At 44.7% G+C, this 20,621-nt stretch carries 20 protein-coding genes, 1 other RNA gene and 1 other annotated feature (1 of these 22 only partly in view); all 21 genes read right to left on the bottom strand.

Going from position 1 to position 20,621, the window contains the following annotated elements; all coding sequences use genetic code 11:
* Positions 1 to 40: 40 nt before the first annotated feature.
* On the bottom strand, positions 41 to 1,135 hold the full coding sequence (mltG, locus tag GGQ95_RS07700; protein WP_080862259.1) for an endolytic transglycosylase MltG: 1,095 nt from the start codon (positions 1,133 to 1,135) through the stop codon (positions 41 to 43).
* Between the two features lie 111 nt (positions 1,136 to 1,246).
* A complete protein-coding gene (locus GGQ95_RS07695; RefSeq protein WP_044744632.1) occupies positions 1,247 to 1,540 on the bottom strand; it encodes a DUF1292 domain-containing protein in 294 nt (97 codons plus the stop codon).
* 14 nt (positions 1,541 to 1,554) lie between these two features.
* A complete protein-coding gene (gene ruvX / locus GGQ95_RS07690; protein WP_044744633.1) occupies positions 1,555 to 1,971 on the bottom strand; it encodes a Holliday junction resolvase RuvX in 417 nt (138 codons plus the stop codon).
* A 12-nt stretch (positions 1,972 to 1,983) separates the two neighbouring features.
* A complete protein-coding gene (locus GGQ95_RS07685) occupies positions 1,984 to 2,241 on the bottom strand; it encodes an IreB family regulatory phosphoprotein (protein WP_044744634.1) in 258 nt (85 codons plus the stop codon).
* 73 nt (positions 2,242 to 2,314) lie between these two features.
* Entirely contained in the window at positions 2,315 to 4,951 is a 2,637-nt protein-coding gene (alaS, locus tag GGQ95_RS07680; protein WP_080862258.1) for an alanine--tRNA ligase, read from the bottom strand.
* 333 nt (positions 4,952 to 5,284) lie between these two features.
* Positions 5,285 to 6,346: an AI-2E family transporter gene (locus tag GGQ95_RS07675; protein ID WP_369824171.1), complete on the bottom strand. Its 1,062-nt coding sequence runs from the start codon at positions 6,344 to 6,346 to the stop codon at positions 5,285 to 5,287.
* 89 nt (positions 6,347 to 6,435) lie between these two features.
* Entirely contained in the window at positions 6,436 to 6,570 is a 135-nt protein-coding gene (locus tag GGQ95_RS07670) for a DUF3918 family protein (protein ID WP_183186568.1), read from the bottom strand.
* Positions 6,571 to 6,591: 21 nt separating this feature from the next.
* Entirely contained in the window at positions 6,592 to 6,783 is a 192-nt protein-coding gene (locus GGQ95_RS07665) for a YrzR-like zinc ribbon domain (RefSeq protein ID WP_044744703.1), read from the bottom strand.
* 103 nt (positions 6,784 to 6,886) lie between these two features.
* Positions 6,887 to 9,244, bottom strand: a complete 2,358-nt coding sequence (gene recD2 / locus GGQ95_RS07660; RefSeq protein ID WP_183186567.1) for an SF1B family DNA helicase RecD2 — start codon at positions 9,242 to 9,244, stop codon at positions 6,887 to 6,889.
* A gap of 19 nt (positions 9,245 to 9,263) precedes the next feature.
* Complete coding sequence (locus tag GGQ95_RS07655) at positions 9,264 to 9,926, bottom strand: tetratricopeptide repeat protein (RefSeq protein ID WP_080862254.1); 663 nt, start codon at positions 9,924 to 9,926, stop codon at positions 9,264 to 9,266.
* 76 nt (positions 9,927 to 10,002) lie between these two features.
* A complete protein-coding gene (gene mnmA, locus GGQ95_RS07650) occupies positions 10,003 to 11,118 on the bottom strand; it encodes a tRNA 2-thiouridine(34) synthase MnmA (RefSeq protein ID WP_080862253.1) in 1,116 nt (371 codons plus the stop codon).
* A gap of 12 nt (positions 11,119 to 11,130) precedes the next feature.
* Positions 11,131 to 12,276 (bottom strand): cysteine desulfurase family protein, encoded by a 1,146-nt coding sequence (locus tag GGQ95_RS07645; RefSeq protein ID WP_066146075.1) that lies wholly within the window; start codon positions 12,274 to 12,276, stop codon positions 11,131 to 11,133.
* Between the two features lie 23 nt (positions 12,277 to 12,299).
* Positions 12,300 to 12,716: a cysteine metabolism transcriptional regulator CymR gene (gene cymR, locus GGQ95_RS07640; RefSeq protein WP_044744641.1), complete on the bottom strand. Its 417-nt coding sequence runs from the start codon at positions 12,714 to 12,716 to the stop codon at positions 12,300 to 12,302.
* Positions 12,717 to 12,726: 10 nt separating this feature from the next.
* Positions 12,727 to 13,365: a YczE/YyaS/YitT family protein gene (locus GGQ95_RS07635; protein ID WP_183186566.1), complete on the bottom strand. Its 639-nt coding sequence runs from the start codon at positions 13,363 to 13,365 to the stop codon at positions 12,727 to 12,729.
* Positions 13,366 to 13,418: 53 nt separating this feature from the next.
* Positions 13,419 to 14,714 (bottom strand): replication-associated recombination protein A, encoded by a 1,296-nt coding sequence (locus GGQ95_RS07630; RefSeq protein WP_183186565.1) that lies wholly within the window; start codon positions 14,712 to 14,714, stop codon positions 13,419 to 13,421.
* 62 nt (positions 14,715 to 14,776) lie between these two features.
* Entirely contained in the window at positions 14,777 to 15,649 is an 873-nt protein-coding gene (locus GGQ95_RS07625; RefSeq protein WP_066146083.1) for a TetR/AcrR family transcriptional regulator, read from the bottom strand.
* A gap of 89 nt (positions 15,650 to 15,738) precedes the next feature.
* The gene (locus tag GGQ95_RS07620) at positions 15,739 to 15,912 is read right to left on the bottom strand and encodes a hypothetical protein (RefSeq protein WP_156450478.1); all 174 of its coding nucleotides are present in this window, start codon (positions 15,910 to 15,912) and stop codon (positions 15,739 to 15,741) included.
* Between the two features lie 18 nt (positions 15,913 to 15,930).
* The gene (locus GGQ95_RS07615) at positions 15,931 to 16,695 is read right to left on the bottom strand and encodes a tRNA threonylcarbamoyladenosine dehydratase (protein ID WP_044744645.1); all 765 of its coding nucleotides are present in this window, start codon (positions 16,693 to 16,695) and stop codon (positions 15,931 to 15,933) included.
* A gap of 457 nt (positions 16,696 to 17,152) precedes the next feature.
* Positions 17,153 to 17,336, bottom strand: a non-coding RNA gene (gene ssrS / locus GGQ95_RS07610) — 6S RNA.
* A gap of 50 nt (positions 17,337 to 17,386) precedes the next feature.
* Positions 17,387 to 19,171 (bottom strand): aspartate--tRNA ligase, encoded by a 1,785-nt coding sequence (gene aspS, locus GGQ95_RS07605; RefSeq protein WP_080862251.1) that lies wholly within the window; start codon positions 19,169 to 19,171, stop codon positions 17,387 to 17,389.
* Between the two features lie 12 nt (positions 19,172 to 19,183).
* Positions 19,184 to 20,461 carry a histidine--tRNA ligase gene (hisS, locus tag GGQ95_RS07600; RefSeq protein ID WP_066146088.1) on the bottom strand — a complete coding sequence of 426 codons (1,278 nt, stop codon included), beginning with the start codon at positions 20,459 to 20,461 and terminating at the stop codon, positions 19,184 to 19,186.
* A gap of 57 nt (positions 20,462 to 20,518) precedes the next feature.
* Positions 20,519 to 20,621: a binding site (T-box leader), on the bottom strand (it continues 127 nt past the right edge of the window).

Genomic DNA, 20,621 nt, shown 5'->3' with positions numbered 1-20,621 from the left:
TTATATATACTATCATAAAACGGGCAGAAATGCGAAATATTTATTCTTTTCCAATATACTTTGCCTTTTCGCGATTATGCTCAGCCAATGTGCTCGTAAAAATGACTTCGCCGGCTGGAGTAGCAAGAAAATAGAAATATCCGGTTTCTGCCGGCTCCAAAGCCGCCTCAATCGACATCTCTCCCGCATTTGCGATCGGGCCTGGCGGCAATCCTTGATGGATGTAAGTGTTATAAGGAGAATTGACCTTTAAATCTTCATAATAAACGCGTTCTTTATGCTTTCCTAGCGCATAAAGCACCGTTGGGTCGGTTTGCAGCGGCATTCCGATGCGCAGACGGTTATAAAATACGCTCGCAATTTTTTGACGGTCAGCCTTTTCCGTTGCTTCTGCCTCAATGAGTGAAGCCATTGTCAATAGCCGATGGGTCGTAAATCCTTTCTCGGTTTTCTTTTCTTCATATTTTGCAAGCACTTCTGCCGTTTTGGCGATCATTGGCTCGATAATAGCAGGTAGCGGCGGTTTTTCTTCCGGGAAGGAATAAGTCGCTGGAAATAAATATCCTTCAAGCGGATAACGAATATTTTTGTTTAAGATATCTGGCGACAGAACCATCGGATATTTTTTGATCAGCTCTTGAATGTAAGCACGGTCATTAAGCTGATTCATGACCTGTTCCTGCTTATACCCTGTTTTTTGAGCGATAATCGTCGCGATTTGCGTTAACTGTTTTCCTTCCGGAATCGTGATTTTCAGCTTCATTTCCCTCATCACTTTTCCTGTTTTTAGTGAGGAAATGATTTCTTCTAACGTCATCGAGCGAGTCAATTGATAGTTTCCTGCCTGAAAATCAGCATGATTTTTAAATTTGACATAGTAGCGAAATACAGCTGCGCTTTTGATGATCCCCTTTTTTTCAAGGATTGCAGCAATATCGCTTACAGAAGAGCCAATGGGAATCGAGACTTGAACGGTTTTTTTATCCTCTGGATCGACAGGCTGAAGTGCAGATCGGATATATACATAACCGCCTATAACGGTTGTCAGCAACAATACGCAAACAAGCGCGCTAATCATAAAGACCACTTTTCTTACTGTTTGGATATCCTTTGAAGCAAATCCATTATGGTCCATATAATCCCTCCCTTCATTCTCGAGATATTATACTACAAATTTCTGCTTTTTTCTTCTATCTCTTATTTTTTTCTACAAAAAAAGACGGCCTTACCCGGCCGCCTTAGGAATTTATTCCTCGTCTTCTTCCTGATCCGCACAAAATGTATTCCATACTTCTTCGATCATATCCCATTCTTCTTCCGTTTCGATCGGCTGAAGTTCTCCTTCCTTCTCGCCTTCTCCTGAAATAAAAGCGGAAACGTGAATCTCTGTTTCTTCCTCGTCCTCGTACTCAACCCCAATAGGATAATAAAAAACGTACGACTTTCCAAAGTCCTCAGATTCAAATGTGAATAATACCTCGCATAGCTGCTCGTTTCCGTTTTCGTCTACGACTGTAATCTGCTTATCACCATGTTCCATGTTATTTCCTCCAATTATCGTTTACTGTCAAGATACGACTGCAGAATGATGACGGCTGCCATTTTATCAATCACTTGGCGCCGTTTTTTTCGGCTTACATCCGCAGCGATCAACATACGTTCTGCCGCTGTTGTCGACAGACGCTCGTCCCATAAAATAACGGGCAAGGAAAATTGGCGTTTCAGCCATTCCGCAAAACGCTGGCTCGCTTCACCGCGTGGGCCAACTGTGCCGTTCATATTTTTAGGAAAACCGAGCACAATCGTTTCCACCTGATATTCTTCCATAATTTCACGAAGCCGCTCCAAGCCAAATTGCTTTTTTTCCTCATCAATCGGAATGGTTTCTACTCCTTGAGCGGTCCAACCGAATTCATCGCTCACGGCCACCCCGAGCGTTTTTGTCCCTAAATCTAATCCTAATATGCGCATAAATCAATCCTTTCAACGACTCTGTAAATAGAATTTCACCAATTCTTCAATTAATTCATCCCGTTCAATTTTCCGAATAAGCGTACGAGCATCTTTATGACGAGGGATGTAAGCTGGGTCGCCAGATAGCAAATAGCCGACAATTTGATTGATCGGATTATACCCTTTTTCTTGAAGAGCCTCATATACTGTCAATAATACTTCGCGAATATTCGTTTCTGGCGGCTCTTCCGAAAAATTGAACCGCATCGTTTGATCAAATGAGCTCACCGTTATGCACCTCGCTCTCCATTCACACTGGCATCGCCATACCTTACATCCATTGTACACCATTAGAGTGAAATTATAAAATGGATTTTACCCATTCTTCGACAAATTGCAAGGCTTCTCCTATTTTTTGCGGGTCTTTTCCTCCCGCTTGAGCCATGTCGGCGCGGCCTCCCCCGCTGCCTCCACAACGAACAGCCACTTCTTTAATCAGTTTGCCTGCATGATAGCCTTTTTCAACTAAATCTTTGGTTACGCCCGCAATGAGGTTTACCTTCTCGCCTTGTACGGAAGCAAGGACGATCACAGCTGAACCAAGTTTTTGTTTCAGTTCATCCACCATTGTGCGCAAGCTAGTCATATCTGCCGCATGGACTTTGCTTGCTAAAACTTGAATGCCGTTTACTTCTTGTACTCGATCGGCCAGATGAGCGGCTTCCATATTGCTGAGGCGCGCAGCTAACGATTCATTTTCACGCTGTAGCTGGCGGATTTCATTCATTAATGCTTCAATTCTTCCGACTACATCTTTTGGATTCGCTTTTAATTGCTGCGCTGCTTCCTGTAATAAAGCAAGCTGATCATTCATAAAACGGTAGGCGGCTTCTCCCGTGACCGCTTCAATCCGGCGCGTGCCAGCCCCAATGCCCGATTCGGACACAATTTTAAAAAGACCGATCGCTGCCGTGTTCGTTACATGGCAGCCGCCGCAAAGCTCTAAGCTGTAGGCCCCCACCTGAACAACGCGGACAATGTCGCCATATTTTTCACCAAAGAGCGCCATTGCTCCCATCGCTTTCGCTTCTTCAAGCGGCTTATAATCAATCTGAACAGGAAGGCTGCGCCAAATTTGCTCATTAACAATCGCTTCAATTTTCTCTAGCTCTTCTTGTTTCACTTGTCCAAAATGCGAGAAGTCGAAACGCAAACGTTCTGGAGTGACCAGCGATCCCGCCTGATTGACGTGCGTACCAAGGACATCTTTCAGCGCTTGGTGCAGCAAATGGGTGGCTGTATGGTTTTTGACAATACGGTTGCGTTTTTCTTCAAGCAGGTAGGCCTGATAAGTTTCGCCTTTCTTCAGTGTTCCCTTTTCGACCACCACATGATGCAAATGCTGACCATTTGGCGCTTTTTGCACGTCTTTTACATAAGCTTTCGCCGCTTCTCCTTCGATAAAGCCTTGATCGGCGATTTGACCGCCGCTTTCTGCATAAAATGGCGTCACATCAAGTATAATTTGCGCTTCTTCTCCTTCTTTTATTTCCTCAACAAGCTCGCCATTCTTCACGATAACAGCAATAGAAGAAGAAGTATGGAGCTCGTCATAGCCAACAAATCGGCTCTCTACTTTGAGGGCGCCAAGTAAGCTGTCCTGCACTTGCATCGAATCGACATCTTGGCGCGCCGCGCGAGCCCGCTCGCGTTGACGCTCCATTTCTTGTTCAAAGCCGGCATGATCAATCGTCATTCCTTCTTCGGCGGCATATTCTTCTGTCAATTCAACTGGGAATCCATATGTGTCGTAAAGGCGGAACACATCTGTTCCAGAAATAGTGCGGCTGCCATTTGCTTTTTCTTTTTGGATAACGCTTGACAAAATGGCTAATCCTTCATGAAGCGTCTCATGGAAACGCTCTTCCTCATTTTTAATCACTTTTTGAATAAACTCCGTTTTTGCTTTCACTTCCGGATAGTAGTCAACCATAATTTCACCGACTGTCGGCACTAATTCATACATAAACGGACGGTTGATATTCAGTTTTTTCGCATACCGCACCGCTCGGCGAAGCAGGCGACGCAATACATAACCGCGTCCTTCATTGGACGGCAAAGCGCCATCGCCAATCGCAAACGTCACCGTCCGAATATGGTCAGCGATCACTTTAAACGCGACATCTTTTTCCGCATCCACGCGGTATGTTTCGCCAGAAATTTGTTCCGTTGCTTGAATAATTGGCATAAATAAATCGGTATCAAAGTTAGTAGGCACATCTTGTATGATAGAGCACATGCGCTCCAAACCCATGCCTGTATCAATATTTTTCTTTGGCAGCGGCGTATAAGTGCCATCTGGATTATGGTTAAATTGAGAAAAAACAAGATTCCATACTTCTAAATAACGCTCATTTTCGCCCCCCGGATATAATTCTGGATCATTTGGATCATTACCGAATTGCTCCCCGCGGTCATAAAAGATTTCGGTATTCGGTCCGCTCGGGCCTTCTCCAATATCCCAGAAATTCCCTTCCAAACGAATGATCCGTTCTTTCGGCAACCCAATTTCTTCATGCCAAATTTCAAACGCTTCATCATCCTCCGGATGAATCGTAACAGATAAGCGGCCAGGATCAAAACCAATCCATCTTTTGCTTGTTAAAAACTCCCAAGCCCAATGGATCGCTTCACGCTTAAAATAATCGCCGATCGAGAAATTTCCGAGCATTTCAAAAAACGTATGGTGGCGCGCCGTTTTGCCGACATTTTCGATATCGTTTGTACGAATGGATTTTTGGGCATTACAAATGCGCGGGTTATCTGGAATTACGCGCCCATCAAAATATTTTTTTAATGTCGCGACTCCGCTGTTGATCCATAGGAGCGACGGATCGTCAATCGGAATTAAAGACGCGCTTGGTTCTACCGAATGTCCTTTTTCTTTAAAAAAGTCTAAAAACATTTGCCTAATTTGTGCTGATGTAAGCTTTTTCATCTTTCGTGCCTCCTTTAGTCATATTTATGGTATAAAAAATAAACTCCCATCCCTTGCTCAGGGACGAGAGTTACGCTCGCGGTACCACCCTGCTTATGGACAAGACGTCCATCACCTCGATAAGCCGTAACGTGGCTGCTCCGTCAGGTTTTTCCTGCGCTCGGGATTAGCGTTCTGTTACCCTTCATCTGGAATTTCTTTCAGCCGCGGAAATTCCTCTCTGTGCGCACGGGCGCGTTAAGATGGACTGTAACATACTCGATCCTTCATCGCCTTGTATGTATACATGTATACCTTTTCATTCAAAGATTATAGACAAGCGGCTTTCGTTTGTCAATGTGTACTAAAACGCTCGCGCGCATGTAAAACAGCCACCTTTAAAACCGCCACAAAAGGAACAGCAATAATCATTCCCACAATTCCAGCAAGCTCCCCGCCTAAAAACAAAGAGAGCATAATAATTAAGGGATGCATATGCAGGCTTTTTCCAACAATCAGCGGCGACAAAACATTTCCTTCGAGAAATTGCAATAAAAAAATAATCCCCATCACAATCATCATCATTTTTGCTGAAATCGTCGCAGCCAAAAGGGCTGCCGGTATCGCTCCAATAATCGGGCCAAAATAAGGAATGACATTCGTTGCGCCAATAATGAGCCCCAATAAAAGCGGATAATTCATGCCGGCAATCCAAAGTGAAAGCGCAGCCACTCCGCCAATTAAAGTGCAAACAAATAACTGGCCGCGGATATAGTTTCCTAAAGACTCATCTACATCTTTTAGAAATTCGATTCCTTCTTTTCGCCACTTTTTCGGTGTTAGTTTCCAAACCGCTTGCTTCATTTCATCCATATCTTTTAACATATAAAAGGCGATAAATGGTACAAGTAAAAAGACCATCGCTGAATTTAAGATGCTTTTAACGCTTGTAACCGCCTTTGTCAACCAAAGGCCAAGCAAGGCCTCCACTTCAAGAATAGAGGTTTCCACGCGCTTGTGCATTTCTTTGGGCCATTTTGCTGTTTGGTCATGGATTTTCGTCGTCCATCCATGATACGTATCCGCCAGCATCGGTAAGCTTTTAGTCAGTTCCTGCAACTGATCAAGCAGCACAGGAATCCCTTTGTATGCACCATAGCCCACCCCTCCAAAAAACACGATATAAATCATTAAAATAGCTAGGGCTCTCGGAATTCCTCTTTTATGAATATACTCGACAAGCGGATGAAGCAAATAAGCGATAAAAGCCGCAATGATAAACGGAGTTAATACCGTAACAATGAGCCGTAAAACAGGCAGCCAGAAATCCCTCAATCTCATAATAAAATATAGAAGTATAACGACTAACAGCATTTTGGTAAGACGAATGAAAAAACGCATTTGCTCATTTTGCACGAATACCCCTCCTGTTCCCATAGTTTGAAAAGAAGGAGAGGAGATTATACATCAAAAAAGGGGGCCTTTATATAGGCTCCCCCTCTTTGTTACATAAATGAACGCATCATTTGCTTTCCCATCTTCTTCATTTTCCGCATATTCATACCACCATTGCGTTGAACAAGCTGGTAAGCTGCAACGCCCAAACCAATAGCAGCGAGCGATTTCATTGTACGATTCATGGTCATTCCTCCTCGCTTCCCTTAAGACGAAAGCGTTCGTTCTTCATCGCTGAATAAATCATCGAGCGAGCTGAGCGTTCCGTCTTCTTCGACTTGATGAGTATGAATCATCCCTTTATTGATGGTTAATTCAATAAAACAGTTCCAGCAATAATATTGATTCACACCTATTTTTCCCAAATCCTTACTTTGGCAATTTGGACATTTCAACACCAAAAGGCACGCTCCTCTTCACATCATTTACCTGTTATGTTAGACAAGCAGTTGTAAAAATATACATGGCTAAGGAAGAGCGCTTGATGCGTGCCTTATGGTTTTATTTTGTTTCTTCTATCATAAAGTCATACGGTGAAACGTTTTCCATCCCGATCCCCGCATCATCCAACGGCAGCTCCGTTTCATCAGCAGGCTCAAACAGCTGTTGAATTTTTTCCGCTAATGTTGTTTGCCTCACCCCGTCATCACAGCGTGCCGTTCCGATGCGAAACGCTTCCTCCTCACCGCATAAAATTAAAAATTTTTTGCTTCTTGTCACCGCTGTATATAACAAATTCCGCTGTAGCATTCGATAATAGCTTTTCACCACCGGCAAAATCACAATCGGAAATTCACTGCCCTGCGCCTTATGAATCGAACAGCAATAAGCGTGGGTAATTTGTGTTAAATCCTGTCTTGTATAAGTGACTTCGTTTCCATCAAAGGATACGACAACCAAGTCCTGCTGTTCCGTATTCTCTTTCGCGTAAAAGATGGCGACAATTTCACCAATATCGCCATTAAACACATTTTGCTCCGGTTGATTGACAAGCTGCAACACCTTATCGCCAACGCGATAAACCGTTTCGCCGCTGGACAGCTCGCGCTTTTGTGGCAATTTTGGATTAAACAGCTCTTGAAGCGTTCGATTGAGACGATCGATGCCGGCAGGACCGCGATACATTGGGGCGAGCACTTGAATATCTTTTACCGAATACCCTTTTTTCCACGCATTATCAGCAATCTGCCTCACGACATCAACCACTTGTTCAGCTTTACAGCGAATAAAGGAACGGTCTGTTTTCGGAGAGCTTAGATCAGCAGGAAGCTCCCCTTTTTTCATACAATGAGCCAATTCAATGATGGAGGATCCTTCTGCTTGACGATATACTTCTGTCAAGCGAATAGTAGGAATTCGCGACGTTTTTAACAAATCCTTTAATACTTGCCCCGGTCCGACTGACGGCAATTGATCCTCATCACCGACCAAAATGACTTGCATACCAGTTGGAAGGGACTTCAGCAATTGGTTAGCTAGCCATGTGTCCACCATGGACATTTCATCGACAATGAGCAAATTTCCTTCAATCGGTTCATCTTCATGATGAGTAAATCCTTCTGTAGCATTATAACCAAGTAAACGATGGATCGTCATCGCTGGTAATCCTGTCGCTTCGCTCATTCGTTTTGCGGCTCTCCCTGTTGGCGCAGCAAGCAAAATCGGAAAAGGATTTTCTTTATGATAATCCTTCGGGTCAAGCGAAACGCCGTGGAGGTCGGCAAAAATCTCCACAATCCCTTTTATCACCGTTGTTTTTCCCGTTCCCGGCCCGCCTGTCAAAATAAACAGAGGGGAAGAAATCGCTTGTTGAATCGCGTCCTTTTGCAACGGGCCATATTGTACATCCAACCGCTCCTCCAACCGGCCGAGCGCCAGCAAAAATTCCGCTTCTGGAAATCCTGTTACCTTTTGTTCAAGCAGGCGCTTTATATTGGTGATGATTCCTTTTTCCGCAAAGTAAAGAGTCGGAATATAAAAGCGGCCATCTTCATGAATGACTTTTCCCTCCTTGGCTAGATCAAGCAGTTCACGCTCAATCATGTCAGGAGGAATGTCCTCTCCTCTTTTCGATTCAAGCAGCTGCTTAGCTTTAAAAAGCAACTGTTCTTTTGTCACATATACATGTCCCTCTTGCAAACAATCGCTTTCGATGACATATAAACAGGCGGCTCGGACACGATCTGGATGGCTGCCGGAAAGGCCGAGCTGCTGGCCTAACTCATCGGCTCGCCGAAACCCAATCCCTTCTACATCCTCGACAAGCTGATACGGATTTTTTTGAATGACATCAAGTGCAGCTTCTTTATATACTTGGTAAATTTTCATTGACAGCTGCGGACCAAAGCCGAACTGAGAAAGAGCAATCATAATTTGTTCAAGGCCTTGGTGCTCCTTTAACGTTTCGTATAGCTCTTTCGCTTTGTTTTTCGGAAGCTTAGGCACTTTCGCGAGCGCTTCCGGATCTGCTAGTATCACTGAAATCGCTTGGTCCCCGAGCGCTTCCACAATTTGTTCCGCTGTTTTCTTTCCGATCCCCTTAAACAAATCGCTCGATAAATAATAGATCAACCCTTCCTTTGTTTGCGGCATTTCTTTTCGAAAATACTCGGCTACATATTGCCGTCCAAATCTTGGGTGATCTTTAAAAGCGCCGTAAAACACATAAACATCATGTTCGTTCATACGCGGGAAATATCCAGTTACAACAACCTCTTGCTCGTCATACCCTTCATTCGTTTCTTCAACGTGAATGCGGACCACGGAATAAAGGTTGCTTTCGTTATGAAAAATAGTGACGATATGCGTCCCTTTAATAAACGATTTTTCCCCTAACGCCCATGATTCTTGCCGCTGCAATTGGAATCCCTGCCTTTTTTTATTTTTCCAGCGCTTTTTCCATCAATTTTTTCCCATGTCCTGCAAGCAAATGATCTGACTGTATGGCAAGCGCTTTGTTAAACATATGAAGTGCCTGCTGTGCATCATCTTTATAAGCATAAGCCACTCCTAAATTATAATAGGCATCGGCATGCCCTTCATCTAAAGCGACGGTTCTCTCGAAGCAGTTCATCGCTTCATCCACAAGTTCAAGCTGCGCTAAGCACAAGCCAAGCTGAAAAAGCGCTTCTGCATCGTTTTCGTTCAATTCGGAGGCGCGTTGCAAATACGGCAAAGCCAGACGCGGCTGCTCTAAAAGCAAGAGCGACATCCCGAGCATAAAAAATACATCGCCGTCCTCCATCCCTTTTTGCACCGCCTGTTCAAACATGTCCTTTGCCAAAACAAATTGCTGGCGATTATAGTAAAGAGAGCCAAGCCCATAGTAAGCAGTGGCCGCTTCTGGATCAAGCTCAAGCGCTTTTTTAAAAAAACGGATCGCTTTCTCTTCTTCCCCCACGGCCGCTAGTACATTTCCAAAATTAATGTAGCCGATTGGATCGTTTGGATTGGCTTCAATAGCTTCATGAAAGCATTTCACTGCTTCCTCATAGCGCCCTTGCTGCATGTGCTGAATGCCTAATGCATTTTGATTCTCCATCGTTTCCAACTCTCCCTTTTGCATTTATCTTAATGGAAAAACCCCAACTCCGCCAAGAGCTGAGGTTTTTGCAAAGCTATCCCACATACCAAAGCTTTTCTCCATTGCGGAAAATTTCATCAATGGTCCCGCCGCCAAGACATTCTTCTCCATCATAAAACACGACAGCTTGCCCCGGCGTAACAGCACGAACGGGACGGTCAAATACAACGCGCACCGTCCGGTCGTCGATGACATGAACCGCAACGCCGTTATCCGGTTGACGATAACGGAATTTGGCCGTACATTTTAACGGTTCAGCCGGCACTCGATCCGATACCCAGCTGACATTCGTGGCGATGATTGAATCAGAATATAGCAGCTCATTCTCAAATCCTTGCGCAACATACAAAATATTTTCTTTCACATTTTTTCCAACGACAAACCATGGCTCGCCATTCCCGCCAATGCCGAGACCATGACGCTGTCCAATCGTATAATACATGATTCCGTCGTGCTTGCCCTTTATTTCGCCAGCAAGTGTTTGCATAGTTCCTGGCTGAGCTGGCAAGTAGTTACTTAAAAATTCTTTAAAATTCCGTTCACCAATAAAACAAATGCCTGTGCTATCCTTTTTCCCTGCTGTCGCCAGTCCTGCTTCTTTGGCGATTTGACGCACCTGCGCTTTTTCAAGCTCTCCAAGCGGGAACATGACTTTCGATAATTGGGCTTGTCCCAGCTGATTTAAGAAATAGGTTTGATCCTTGTTTTGATCAACCCCGCGCAGCATTTTATATTCGCCATCGCAATAGGCAACACGCGCGTAATGCCCTGTCGCCAAATAGTCGGCGCCAAGCGACATCGCATGCTCTAAAAACGCTTTGAATTTAATTTCTTTGTTGCACATCACATCCGGATTTGGCGTGCGCCCTGCTTTATACTCATCAAGAAAATACGTAAATACCTTCTCCCAATACTGTTTTTCGAAGTTTACCGCATAATAAGGAATGCCAATCTGATTGCAGACACGCATCACATCTTCATAGTCTTCCGTTGCCGTACACACCCCGTTTTCATCTGTGTCGTCCCAATTTTTCATAAAAATCCCGATCACATCATATCCCTGCTGTTTTAAAAGAAGGGCAGCCACCGATGAGTCCACCCCTCCGGACATGCCAACAACGACGCGCGTGTCTTTTGGTGCTTTGTTCATCTCTCTCCTCCTCTATTTGCTTACAAGTCTTTGAACAATTTTTACGGTTTCATACGCTGCCTTTTCAATTTGTTCTTCCGTATTTCCAAGCCCAAAGCTAAAACGGATCGAGGAGCGGATGCGGTCAGAATCCTTGCCAAACATCGCCACAAGAACATGCGATGGATCAATGGAACCCGCTGTACATGCTGAGCCGCTCGATACGGCGATTCCCGCTAAATCAAGATTCACAAGCAGCGATTCTACGTTCGTTCCCGGAAACGTGACATTCAATACATGCGGTAGCGCCTCCTGGTCATCACCGTTGACAGCGTATGAAATCCCCGCTTGCGCAAAAATAGCGAGCATTTTCTTTCTAAACGAACGGTACTTCTCTGCTTTTTCGCTCATCGTTTGCTGCGCAATTTCAACGGCTTTTGCCATCCCGACAATTCCGGCGACGTTTTCCGTTCCAGCCCGCCGTTTTCGCTCTTGCTCGCCCCCGTATAAACGAGGCATTAGCTTAACGGTTTCTTTAGCGTATAAAAAGCCAACACCTTTCGGCCCATTAATTTTATGTGCGGAAACAGACAACAAATCAATATGAAGTTGATTCACATCGATGGGGATCAGCCCATATGCTTGGACAGCATCCGTATGGAAAAAAGCCGGATGGTCTTTCAGCATTTCCCCGATCTGTTGAATAGGCTGCAACACTCCGGTCTCATTATTGCCGAACATGATCGAGACGAGGATGGTATCGTTGCGGAGCGCTTTTTTCAGATCTGTCAATGAAATTTTTCCATATTCGTCAACTGGAAGATAAGTAATCTCAAACCCTTGTTTTTCAAGATAATGACACGTGTGCAAAACAGCGTGATGCTCGACAGATGAAGTAATAATATGGGTTCCCTTTTCCCGGTTCGCTAAGGCCACTCCTACGAGCGCCAAATTATCCGCCTCTGTTCCACCGCTTGTAAAAATCACTTCCGAAGGTTTTGCGCCAAGGCTTTTTGCTACTGTTTCACGCGCTTCATCCAATGCAAGCCGGCTTTGCCTGCCGAAAAAATGAATGCTCGACGGGTTGCCGAAGCATTCTGTCATAAACGGCAGCATTCGCTCAGCGACGGCAGGATGAACGGGAGATGTCGCCGCATGGTCAAGATAAATACGTTCCAACCAAAATTCTCCTTTCTCACTGCTTAAATATAAAACATGTAGGATTCTTGATCCCCATTGCTATATTTCGCCAAATCTTCAAGTGTTGTGCTATCTAATACTTCCTGTACAGCATCACGAATGCGAATCCACAACTCACGCTTAGCCGGCTCTTCTTCTTCCAATTCTTCTACAGGGCTGATGGGCCCTTCAAGCACCCGAATCACATCTCCCGCCGTAATTTTCGCCGGATGATCGGCCAACACATAGCCGCCATACGCTCCGCGGATGCTTTTTACAAGCCCTGCATTTCTAAGCGGCGAAACGAGTTGCTCTAAATAATGCTCAGACAAATTATGCGTTTTTGCAATCGATCTGAGCGAAATCGGGCGATCTCCATATTTTTTTGCCAACTCAATCATCATTGTTAAACCGTAGCGACCTTTTGTTGAAATTTTCATCCTATTCCTCCTAACGACTTAAACCATTCATTCCCGTTTTCGCCACTGCCATCCGCACCGTCCATTGCTGACATTGCGGCAGGGCGATGCCAATGACCTTGCCGATCGTAACACTAAAAACCAGCGTGCCAATCGATACAGGTCCTCCCAGTAGCCAGCCGACCAACAACACAAACACTTCCATCGCAATGCGGATGTACTCCACTCTCCATCCGGTTTTCTCCATCAATACGAGCATTAAGCTATCGCGCGGTCCGGCTCCCATCTTTGCCGAAATATAAAGTCCCATTCCATAGCCTGTTATGATGATTCCGCCAAAGAGCATCGCCATTTTCCCGATAAATGTATGGGGAGTTTGCAGTGATGGGATCATCATATACATATCGATCATCAAGCCCACAAGGAGCATATTAAGAAAAGCCCCTATTTGGGGCCATTGTTTCGAAAGAAGCGAGGAAGCCACCAAAACAATAATCCCCACAATAATAGACCATGTACCAATCGTCAAGCCAAGCTGACGATATAGACCGATATGAAGCACATCCCATGGAGCGCTTCCCATGTCCGCCTTAATGGTTAAAACAATCCCAAACGACATGACCAATAAACCAAGAAAATAAACGGTCCAGCGAACAATCGACTCTTTCATATTCACGCCCCACTTTTTTAATCAATAAATCGGAAATCATTATACCATACTTTTCATCTTACTTCATTGTGCTTGCTTTTTAATGAACAGAGACGCTCATACACTTTCGCATAATGCTTCTCATCGCCGTTTTCTTTCGGCACATAATATTGCGTTCCTTCCAGCTCGCTTGGCAAATATTGCTGCGCTACCCATCCATTTGGATGGTCGTGCGGATATTGATACCCTATTCCATGGCCAAGAACGCTAGCTCCTTTATAATGCGCATCCTTTAGATGGGCAGGAATCTCTCCCAGCTTTCCTTGCTCGATATCACGGATCGCTTGGTCAATCGCTTTGTATGCTGAATTGGATTTCGCCGAGAGACATAATTCAATTGTCACAACTGACAGCGGAATCCTCGCTTCAGGAAGCCCCAGCCGTTCCACAGCTTGGATGGCCGCATTCACCTTGATGCCCATCAGCGGATTGGCCAAGCCGACATCTTCATAGGCAATCACCAGCAAACGCCGGCAAATAGCGGATAAGTCGCCGCCTTCCAATAATCTCGCCAAATAATAAAGCGCCGCGTCGACATCACTTCCTCGGATGCTTTTTTGGAATGCAGACAATAACGAATAATAGACGTCCCCTTTTTTGTCATGGAAAAATCCTTTGTTTTCTATGCACTGTGAGACAGTTTGTTCATCGACGACAATGCGGTCTCCGCTTTTTGGCGAAGCATACACAACCGCTTCTAATGCATTTAATGCAGAACGGGCATCGCCGTTTGTTCCGACAGCAATGCGTTGCAGCAAACGGTCGTCCATTTCAATCGGTAAAGTGCCAAATCCCCTTTTGTCATCGTGCAGCGCTCGTCGTAGCAAAACCGTGACCTCTTCAACTGTTAATCGCTTTAGCTGCTTAATTTGTCCACAGCGGCTGCGAATAGCCGGATTCACTTCATGAAACGGGTTTTCTGTCGTGGCCCCAATCAATGTGATCAACCCGTTTTCTATATTAGGCAGCAAATAATCTTGTTGTGCTTTATTAAAGCGGTGAATTTCATCAATAAATAGAATAACGTTTCCCGACATTTTTGCAACCGCGACCACTTCTTCCATTTCTTTTTTTCCCGATGTCGTTGCATTTAATGCAAAAAATTCCCGCTCGACAGTTCCAGCAATCGCATAAGCGAGCGATGTCTTCCCAACTCCTGGTTCTCCATATAAAAGCATGGAAGGCACATAGCCGTTTTGAATCATTTTATATAAAGCGGTATGCGGACCGATGATATGCTGCTGTCCCACCACTTCATCAATCGTTCTTGGCCTCATGCGGATCGACAGGGGCTCTTGTGAAAAAAGCATCTTTCGCTTCCTCCTTCGTTCCTTTGAAAATAGAAAGCTCTCTGCTCCAAAAGCAGAGAACTTTATGCAAAATAGCGGGCAATCGCTTCGTTCAATTCCTTCCACAATGGCAGAGAAAAGCGTTCTAAATAAAGCAAAATGGCTTCAACCATAAATTTTCGGACGTCATCCTCTTGGGTAAACTCTTGCTCTAACGTCTCAAGGGAGTCGATGATGCCGCTTTCATTCATTCTCGTGTCCTTAAGCATATCCATCATTTGCTGAATGTAGGCGACAATTTGCTGCCTCGCTTCCTCTTTAGTTGATAGTCCGAGACAGAGATAATCTTCCATCATTTGATCGTTTAGCAGCGGCTTTTCCTCCTCCGTCAGACTTTTGACAATCGCATCAAGGCGTCGAAGCACGAAAGGAACAAAATGGGAACGCTGCAATTCTTTTTGCTCAACCGCCACATAAAACATATACTCCTTCAGCATGCCGTTTAAGATGGCAGCGCAATCAAGCGAAAAGCGGCGAACCGGCTCTCCATATATGTCAATAATAGCTTGGCGATACCAATTTAATATTCGAGCACGAATGCGGAAAGCAAGTTGATGAACCTCATCATTCACCTTCACCGCCTGCTCCCCCATATGCATTCGCACTAATTCTTTATGGCGAATGAACTCTTCGATTTGAATACAAAGCTGCTTTTCAAATCTTTCTCTTGCCGATAGATTTTTGTCTTGGCTGACTTCAAATATTTTGCGAAACAAAATTTCATAGTGGTAACGAAAAATCGATACCGCGATTTCTTCCTTCGATTTGAAATAATTATAAAGCGAACCTTTCGCCATTCCGCTTTGTTCAGCAATTTCCTGCATCGACGTTGCGTGATATCCCTTTTGTGCAAATAGCTTCATAGCTGCCCGAATAATGGTTTCTTTTTTATTCAATGCGCTCTCCTTCCTCGCCTTATCTATCCTAATTATTTTTATTATAACATGACCAAAAAGCGAATTTGAATGGCTAAAAAGGGAAAGCTTTACAAGCCCTCTTTTCTTCCTTTTTGGCTTGACGGCTGAAAAATCGTTCGACCGAAACGGCCATCCGCGTCAATCATGTCAGCGACGTTCATCCTCTTATTCCATCGCTTTTTAGAAATTAGCCTTTCCGATGCTTTTGTCAGCATAAACGTAAAAAGCAGGGCTGCCTTCATAGGCAAGCCCTGCTTTGCTCATTCTTCACCGACGCGATAAATTTTGATTCCTTCTAGCAGCTCGCGCACAACATATGAAGCCATAATCAGCCCCGCTACGGAAGGGACAAACGCATTCGATGATGGCGGCATTTGCGCTTTGCGAATCGCCGATTGATCGTTGCCGACCCTTTTGCGGACATCTTCGCGAATAATAATCGGTTTTTCATCAGAAAAAACAACAGGGATTCCCTTGCGGATTCCTTCTTTTCGCAGCTTAGTCCGAATCACTTTGGCAATGGGATCTGTATGGGTTTTCGAAATATCGGCAATACGAAAACGAGTTGGGTCCATTTTATTGGCCGCTCCCATGCTTGAGATAATCCGCACATTGCGCTTCAAGCATTCTTTCATTAAATGAATTTTATACGTGATCGTATCAGAAGCATCAATGACAAAATCGAGCCCATAGCTGAAAAATTGCTCGTACGTCTCTTCAGTATAAAACATTTTGAGTGCGATAACTTCACATTCAGGGTTAATATCCGCAATACGCTCTTTCATTAGATCCACTTTCGGACGACCTACTGTGGAAAGAAGAGCGTGAATTTGTCGATTGATATTCGTAATGTCCACATCGTCCTTGTCTACCAAGACGAGCCGACCGACCCCCGAACGTGCCAGTGCTTCAGCGGCAAAAGAACCGACGCCGCCAATTCCTAATATGGCTACAGTCGCCTTTTTTAACGTTTCTAGTCCATCCTTGCCGATCGCTAATTCGTTACGTGAAAATTGATGTAGCATTGATACCCTCCATGAATTTTTCATCATTTTTGCATCGATATTATCCTACACAATAAAGTTCAGTATTTCAATCGGATTTTATTTTTCGATGATCCATTAGTTGAACTTCCATCTGTTTGGAAAACGATAGAATGAACCGTTTAGAAATTCAGAAAAAAAGCGAGAGACGTTTCGATCATCGAAGAAAGTGGAGAGCTTGCCTTTGACCGTAAGCTTTTCCAGATCCTGCTTATTGATCCTATGTATATAGCGTGAGGACCGTCAGGGAATGGATTTGATCTAACACCACGAATGGATAAAAAATCCCCTATGTAAAGGATTCTCTTTACATAGGGGATTCATTGCCTTTCATTTGGCCAAGTCCGAACACTTCCTTTTTGCCCGGCTCCCGACATGTGTCCGATTTGGCACAAATGACTCATCTTTATTGGATTTACAAGCTTTTCAACTTATCGCCTCAAGTCCCAATCGTGCCGTCGATGCCTTCGTTTTGATCCCGCTCCACGCAGGTGGGTGTCCTGTTTCAAGGTTTGCACGTCCTCTCGGTTTGAGGCATGTACGCCGCTTGAAAACTGCGGACTCCCGTATAACATATTGTTCGGTCAAAACAATAGGTTATACGACGAACACATCAGGACTGTTAGGTTTGAAAGCATCATATCATATTTTTTTCGCCTTTTCAAGAAGGGAATTAACTGAAATTTTTGATTTTTTCTACATCCACAGTTAAATGCAATTCTTCTAATTGCTTATCGCTTACATGGCTCGGCGCTTCTGTTAACAAGCAGCTTGCACTAGCCGTTTTTGGAAAGGCAATAGTATCACGCAAATTCGTACGTCCTGCCAACAGCATCACAAGGCGGTCTAATCCCAAAGCGATTCCTCCGTGCGGCGGCGTTCCATACTCAAATGCCTCAAGCAAGAAGCCAAACTGCTCACGGGCTTCTTCTTCTGTAAATCCAAGCACTTGAAACATTTTTTCCTGTACATCGCGTTCAAAAATGCGCAGCGAGCCACCACCTAATTCATAGCCGTTTAATACAAGGTCATAAGCTTGGGCACGCACGCTTCCCGGATCTGTATCCAAATGAGGCAAATCTTCGCGCACCGGCATTGTAAACGGATGATGCGCCGCATAATAGCGCCCTTCTTCTTCATCATACTCCAAAAGCGGCCAATCTGTGACCCAGAGAAACTGGAATTTGGTTTCATCAATCAGCTGCAGCTCTTTTCCAAGCTTCAGACGCAATGCACCGAGAGCATCAGCGACCACCGCTTTGGAATCAGCGACAAACAGCAATAAATCTTCCGTCTCCGCTTCTAATGCTTGAATGATTCCTTTTTGCTCTTCCTCTATGAAAAACTTCGCAATCGGACCTTTTAATCCGCCTTCTTCCACTTTAAGCCATGCCAGCCCTTTCGCTCCATAACGAGCGACAAATTCGGTCAATGCATCCATATCTTTGCGTGAATATTGCTGAGCCGCTCCCTTCACATTTATCGCTTTTACTTGTCCTCCATTCGCAACTGCACTTGAAAACACCTTAAAGCCACAGTCTCGTACTTGCTCCGACAAATCGACAAGCTCCATGCCAAAGCGCGTATCCGGCTTGTCAGAACCATATCGGCTCATCGCTTCGTTATACGACATGCGCGGAAATGGGAGCGATAGCTCGATTCCTTTTGCCGTTTTCATGACTCGCGCCATCATGCGCTCAATCATGGACATAATCTCCTCTTGGCTCATAAACGAGGTTTCAATATCCACTTGGGTAAACTCCGGTTGACGATCCGCCCGCAAATCTTCATCACGGAAACAGCGTGCAATCTGATAGTAGCGCTCAAATCCGCCAACCATTAGCAATTGTTTAAAAATTTGCGGCGATTGCGGCAGCGCGTAAAATTCTCCTGGATGGACACGGCTTGGAACTAAATAGTCGCGGGCCCCCTCCGGAGTGCTTTTGGTTAAAATCGGGGTCTCCACCTCAAGAAATCCTTCTTCATCAAGAAAATCTCGAATCGCTTTTGCCACTTGATGACGCATTTTAAACGTTTGAAACATAACCGGACGGCGCAAATCCAAATAGCGATATTTCAGCCGTACGTCTTCGGCAACTTCCGTTTCGTCAGAAATGATAAACGGTGGCGTTTTCGCTTCGCTTAAAACGGTCACACGATGAACATGAATTTCGATTTTCCCCGTTTGCAAATTCGGGTTGACTTGGCTTTCTTCGCGACGAACAACCGTTCCTTCAACGTCCAATACGTATTCATTGCGAATCCCTTCAGCTACACGCAGCGCTTCCTCAGATACTTCAGGGCTGAAAACAATTTGTACAATACCGGTGCGATCACGCAAATCAATAAAAATGAGTCCGCCAAGATCGCGGCGCTTTTGCACCCATCCTTTCAATACGACCTTTTCTCCCACCGCTTGTTCCGTCATTTCTCCGCAGTAATACGTCCTGCCAAACATCATGGTCCCCTCCTACTTTGATTCAACTGCTGTTTTCATATATTGCACAAACGAATGAAGCGATACCTCTGTTTGCTCGCCTGTCGCCATATTTTTAATGGCAATCACTTGCTTTTCAAGCTCGTCATCGCCAAGAATGGCAACATAAGCGGACTCAAGGCGATCCGCCGCCTTCAGCTGCGCTTTTACTTTTCGATCTTGATAATCTCTTTCCACCTTCATTCCCGACTGACGAAGCTTGTTCACAAGGATCACCGATTCATCCTTCGCTTTTTCCCCTAACGCTACGATAAAGCAATCGATTCCTTGAGCTACAGGCAACGTGATCCCCTCGGCAGCCAAGGCAGCGAGCAAACGTTCAATACTTAAAGCAAAACCGATTCCTGGCGTTTCTGGTCCGCCTATTTCCTGCACTAATCCATTGTAACGGCCGCCGCCACATAACGTCGTAATCGCGCCGAAGCCCTCCGCTTCGCTCATGATTTCAAAGGCAGTATGGTTATAATAATCGAGCCCTCGAACAAGCCGTGGATCGACTTCGAATGCAATCCCTAATTTCGTTAAATACAGTTGCACTTTTTCAAAATAAAGGCGCGATTCATCATTCAGATAATCAAGAATCGACGGTGCCGTTTCCATTAATTCATGGTCGCGGTCTTTTTTGCAATCTAAAATGCGCATCGGATTTTTTTCAAGTCTTGATTGACAATCCTCACAAAACTCGCTGATCCGTCCTTTAAAATGGTCAATAAGCGCTTGACGGTGCGCTTTTCTGCTTGGAGCATCTCCTAAGCTATTCATCACAAGCTTTAGCTTTTTCAAACCTAATGAATGATATAGCTCCATCGCAAGCGCGATCACTTCTGCGTCAATAGCGGGATCGCTGCTTCCAAGTGCTTCAACGCCAAATTGCACAAACTGACGAAATCTGCCCGCCTGTGGCCGCTCATAACGAAACATAGGCCCCATATAATACAATTTAACAGGTTGGTTGGGGTTCCCGTACATTTTGTTTTCCACAAAAGAACGAACAACGGCCGCAGTTCCTTCAGGCCGAAGCGTAATGCTGCGCCCTCCTCGATCTTCAAATGTATACATTTCTTTTTGAACGATATCTGTTGTGTCTCCCACACTTCTTAAAAACAATTCTGTGTGTTCAAAGATCGGCGTGCGAATTTCCTGATAGTTGTAACGTCGGCAAATATCCCGTGCCATTTGCTCAATATATTGCCACTTTTCAGCTTCGCCCGGCAAAATATCTTGCGTTCCTCTCGGAATTTGAAACGACATGCTCCATCCTCCTACTTTTTCTATGTAAAAATAAAAAACTCCCTTCCCTATTAAAATAATAGGGACGAGAGTCGTTTTCCCGTGGTGCCACCCTAATTGAAGCTCAAACGCTTCCGCTTTATCCCGATAACGCCCGGTACGCGTTCCCTTCTACTAGCAT

The organism is Anoxybacteroides rupiense (genome assembly GCF_014196195.1).
In the GTDB taxonomy this organism is placed as follows: domain Bacteria; phylum Bacillota; class Bacilli; order Bacillales; family Anoxybacillaceae; genus Anoxybacteroides; species Anoxybacteroides rupiense.
This window is presented reverse-complemented; position numbering and strand designations above follow the sequence as displayed.

Coding starts and splice junctions, on each gene's coding strand:
- ruvX (WP_044744633.1), bottom strand. CDS start 1,971: ATGCGCATATTAGGATTAGATTTAGGGACAAAAACGCTCGGGGTGGCC.
- GGQ95_RS07655 (WP_080862254.1), bottom strand. CDS start 9,926: ATGGAGAATCAAAATGCATTAGGCATTCAGCACATGCAGCAAGGGCGC.
- mnmA (WP_080862253.1), bottom strand. CDS start 11,118: ATGAACAAAGCACCAAAAGACACGCGCGTCGTTGTTGGCATGTCCGGA.
- GGQ95_RS07695 (WP_044744632.1), bottom strand. CDS start 1,540: ATGGAACATGGTGATAAGCAGATTACAGTCGTAGACGAAAACGGAAAC.
- aspS (WP_080862251.1), bottom strand. CDS start 19,171: ATGTTTGGCAGGACGTATTACTGCGGAGAAATGACGGAACAAGCGGTG.
- GGQ95_RS07635 (WP_183186566.1), bottom strand. CDS start 13,365: ATGAAAGAGTCGATTGTTCGCTGGACCGTTTATTTTCTTGGTTTATTG.
- mltG (WP_080862259.1), bottom strand. CDS start 1,135: ATGGACCATAATGGATTTGCTTCAAAGGATATCCAAACAGTAAGAAAA.
- GGQ95_RS07620 (WP_156450478.1), bottom strand. CDS start 15,912: ATGAAGGCAGCCCTGCTTTTTACGTTTATGCTGACAAAAGCATCGGAA.
- alaS (WP_080862258.1), bottom strand. CDS start 4,951: ATGAAAAAGCTTACATCAGCACAAATTAGGCAAATGTTTTTAGACTTT.
- GGQ95_RS07630 (WP_183186565.1), bottom strand. CDS start 14,714: ATGCTTTTTTCACAAGAGCCCCTGTCGATCCGCATGAGGCCAAGAACG.
- GGQ95_RS07670 (WP_183186568.1), bottom strand. CDS start 6,570: ATGAATCGTACAATGAAATCGCTCGCTGCTATTGGTTTGGGCGTTGCA.
- GGQ95_RS07615 (WP_044744645.1), bottom strand. CDS start 16,695: ATGCTACATCAATTTTCACGTAACGAATTAGCGATCGGCAAGGATGGA.
- hisS (WP_066146088.1), bottom strand. CDS start 20,461: ATGTCGTTTCAAATTCCGAGAGGAACGCAAGATATTTTGCCGGGCGAA.
- cymR (WP_044744641.1), bottom strand. CDS start 12,716: ATGAAAATTTCAACAAAAGGTCGCTACGGTTTAACAATGATGATTGAG.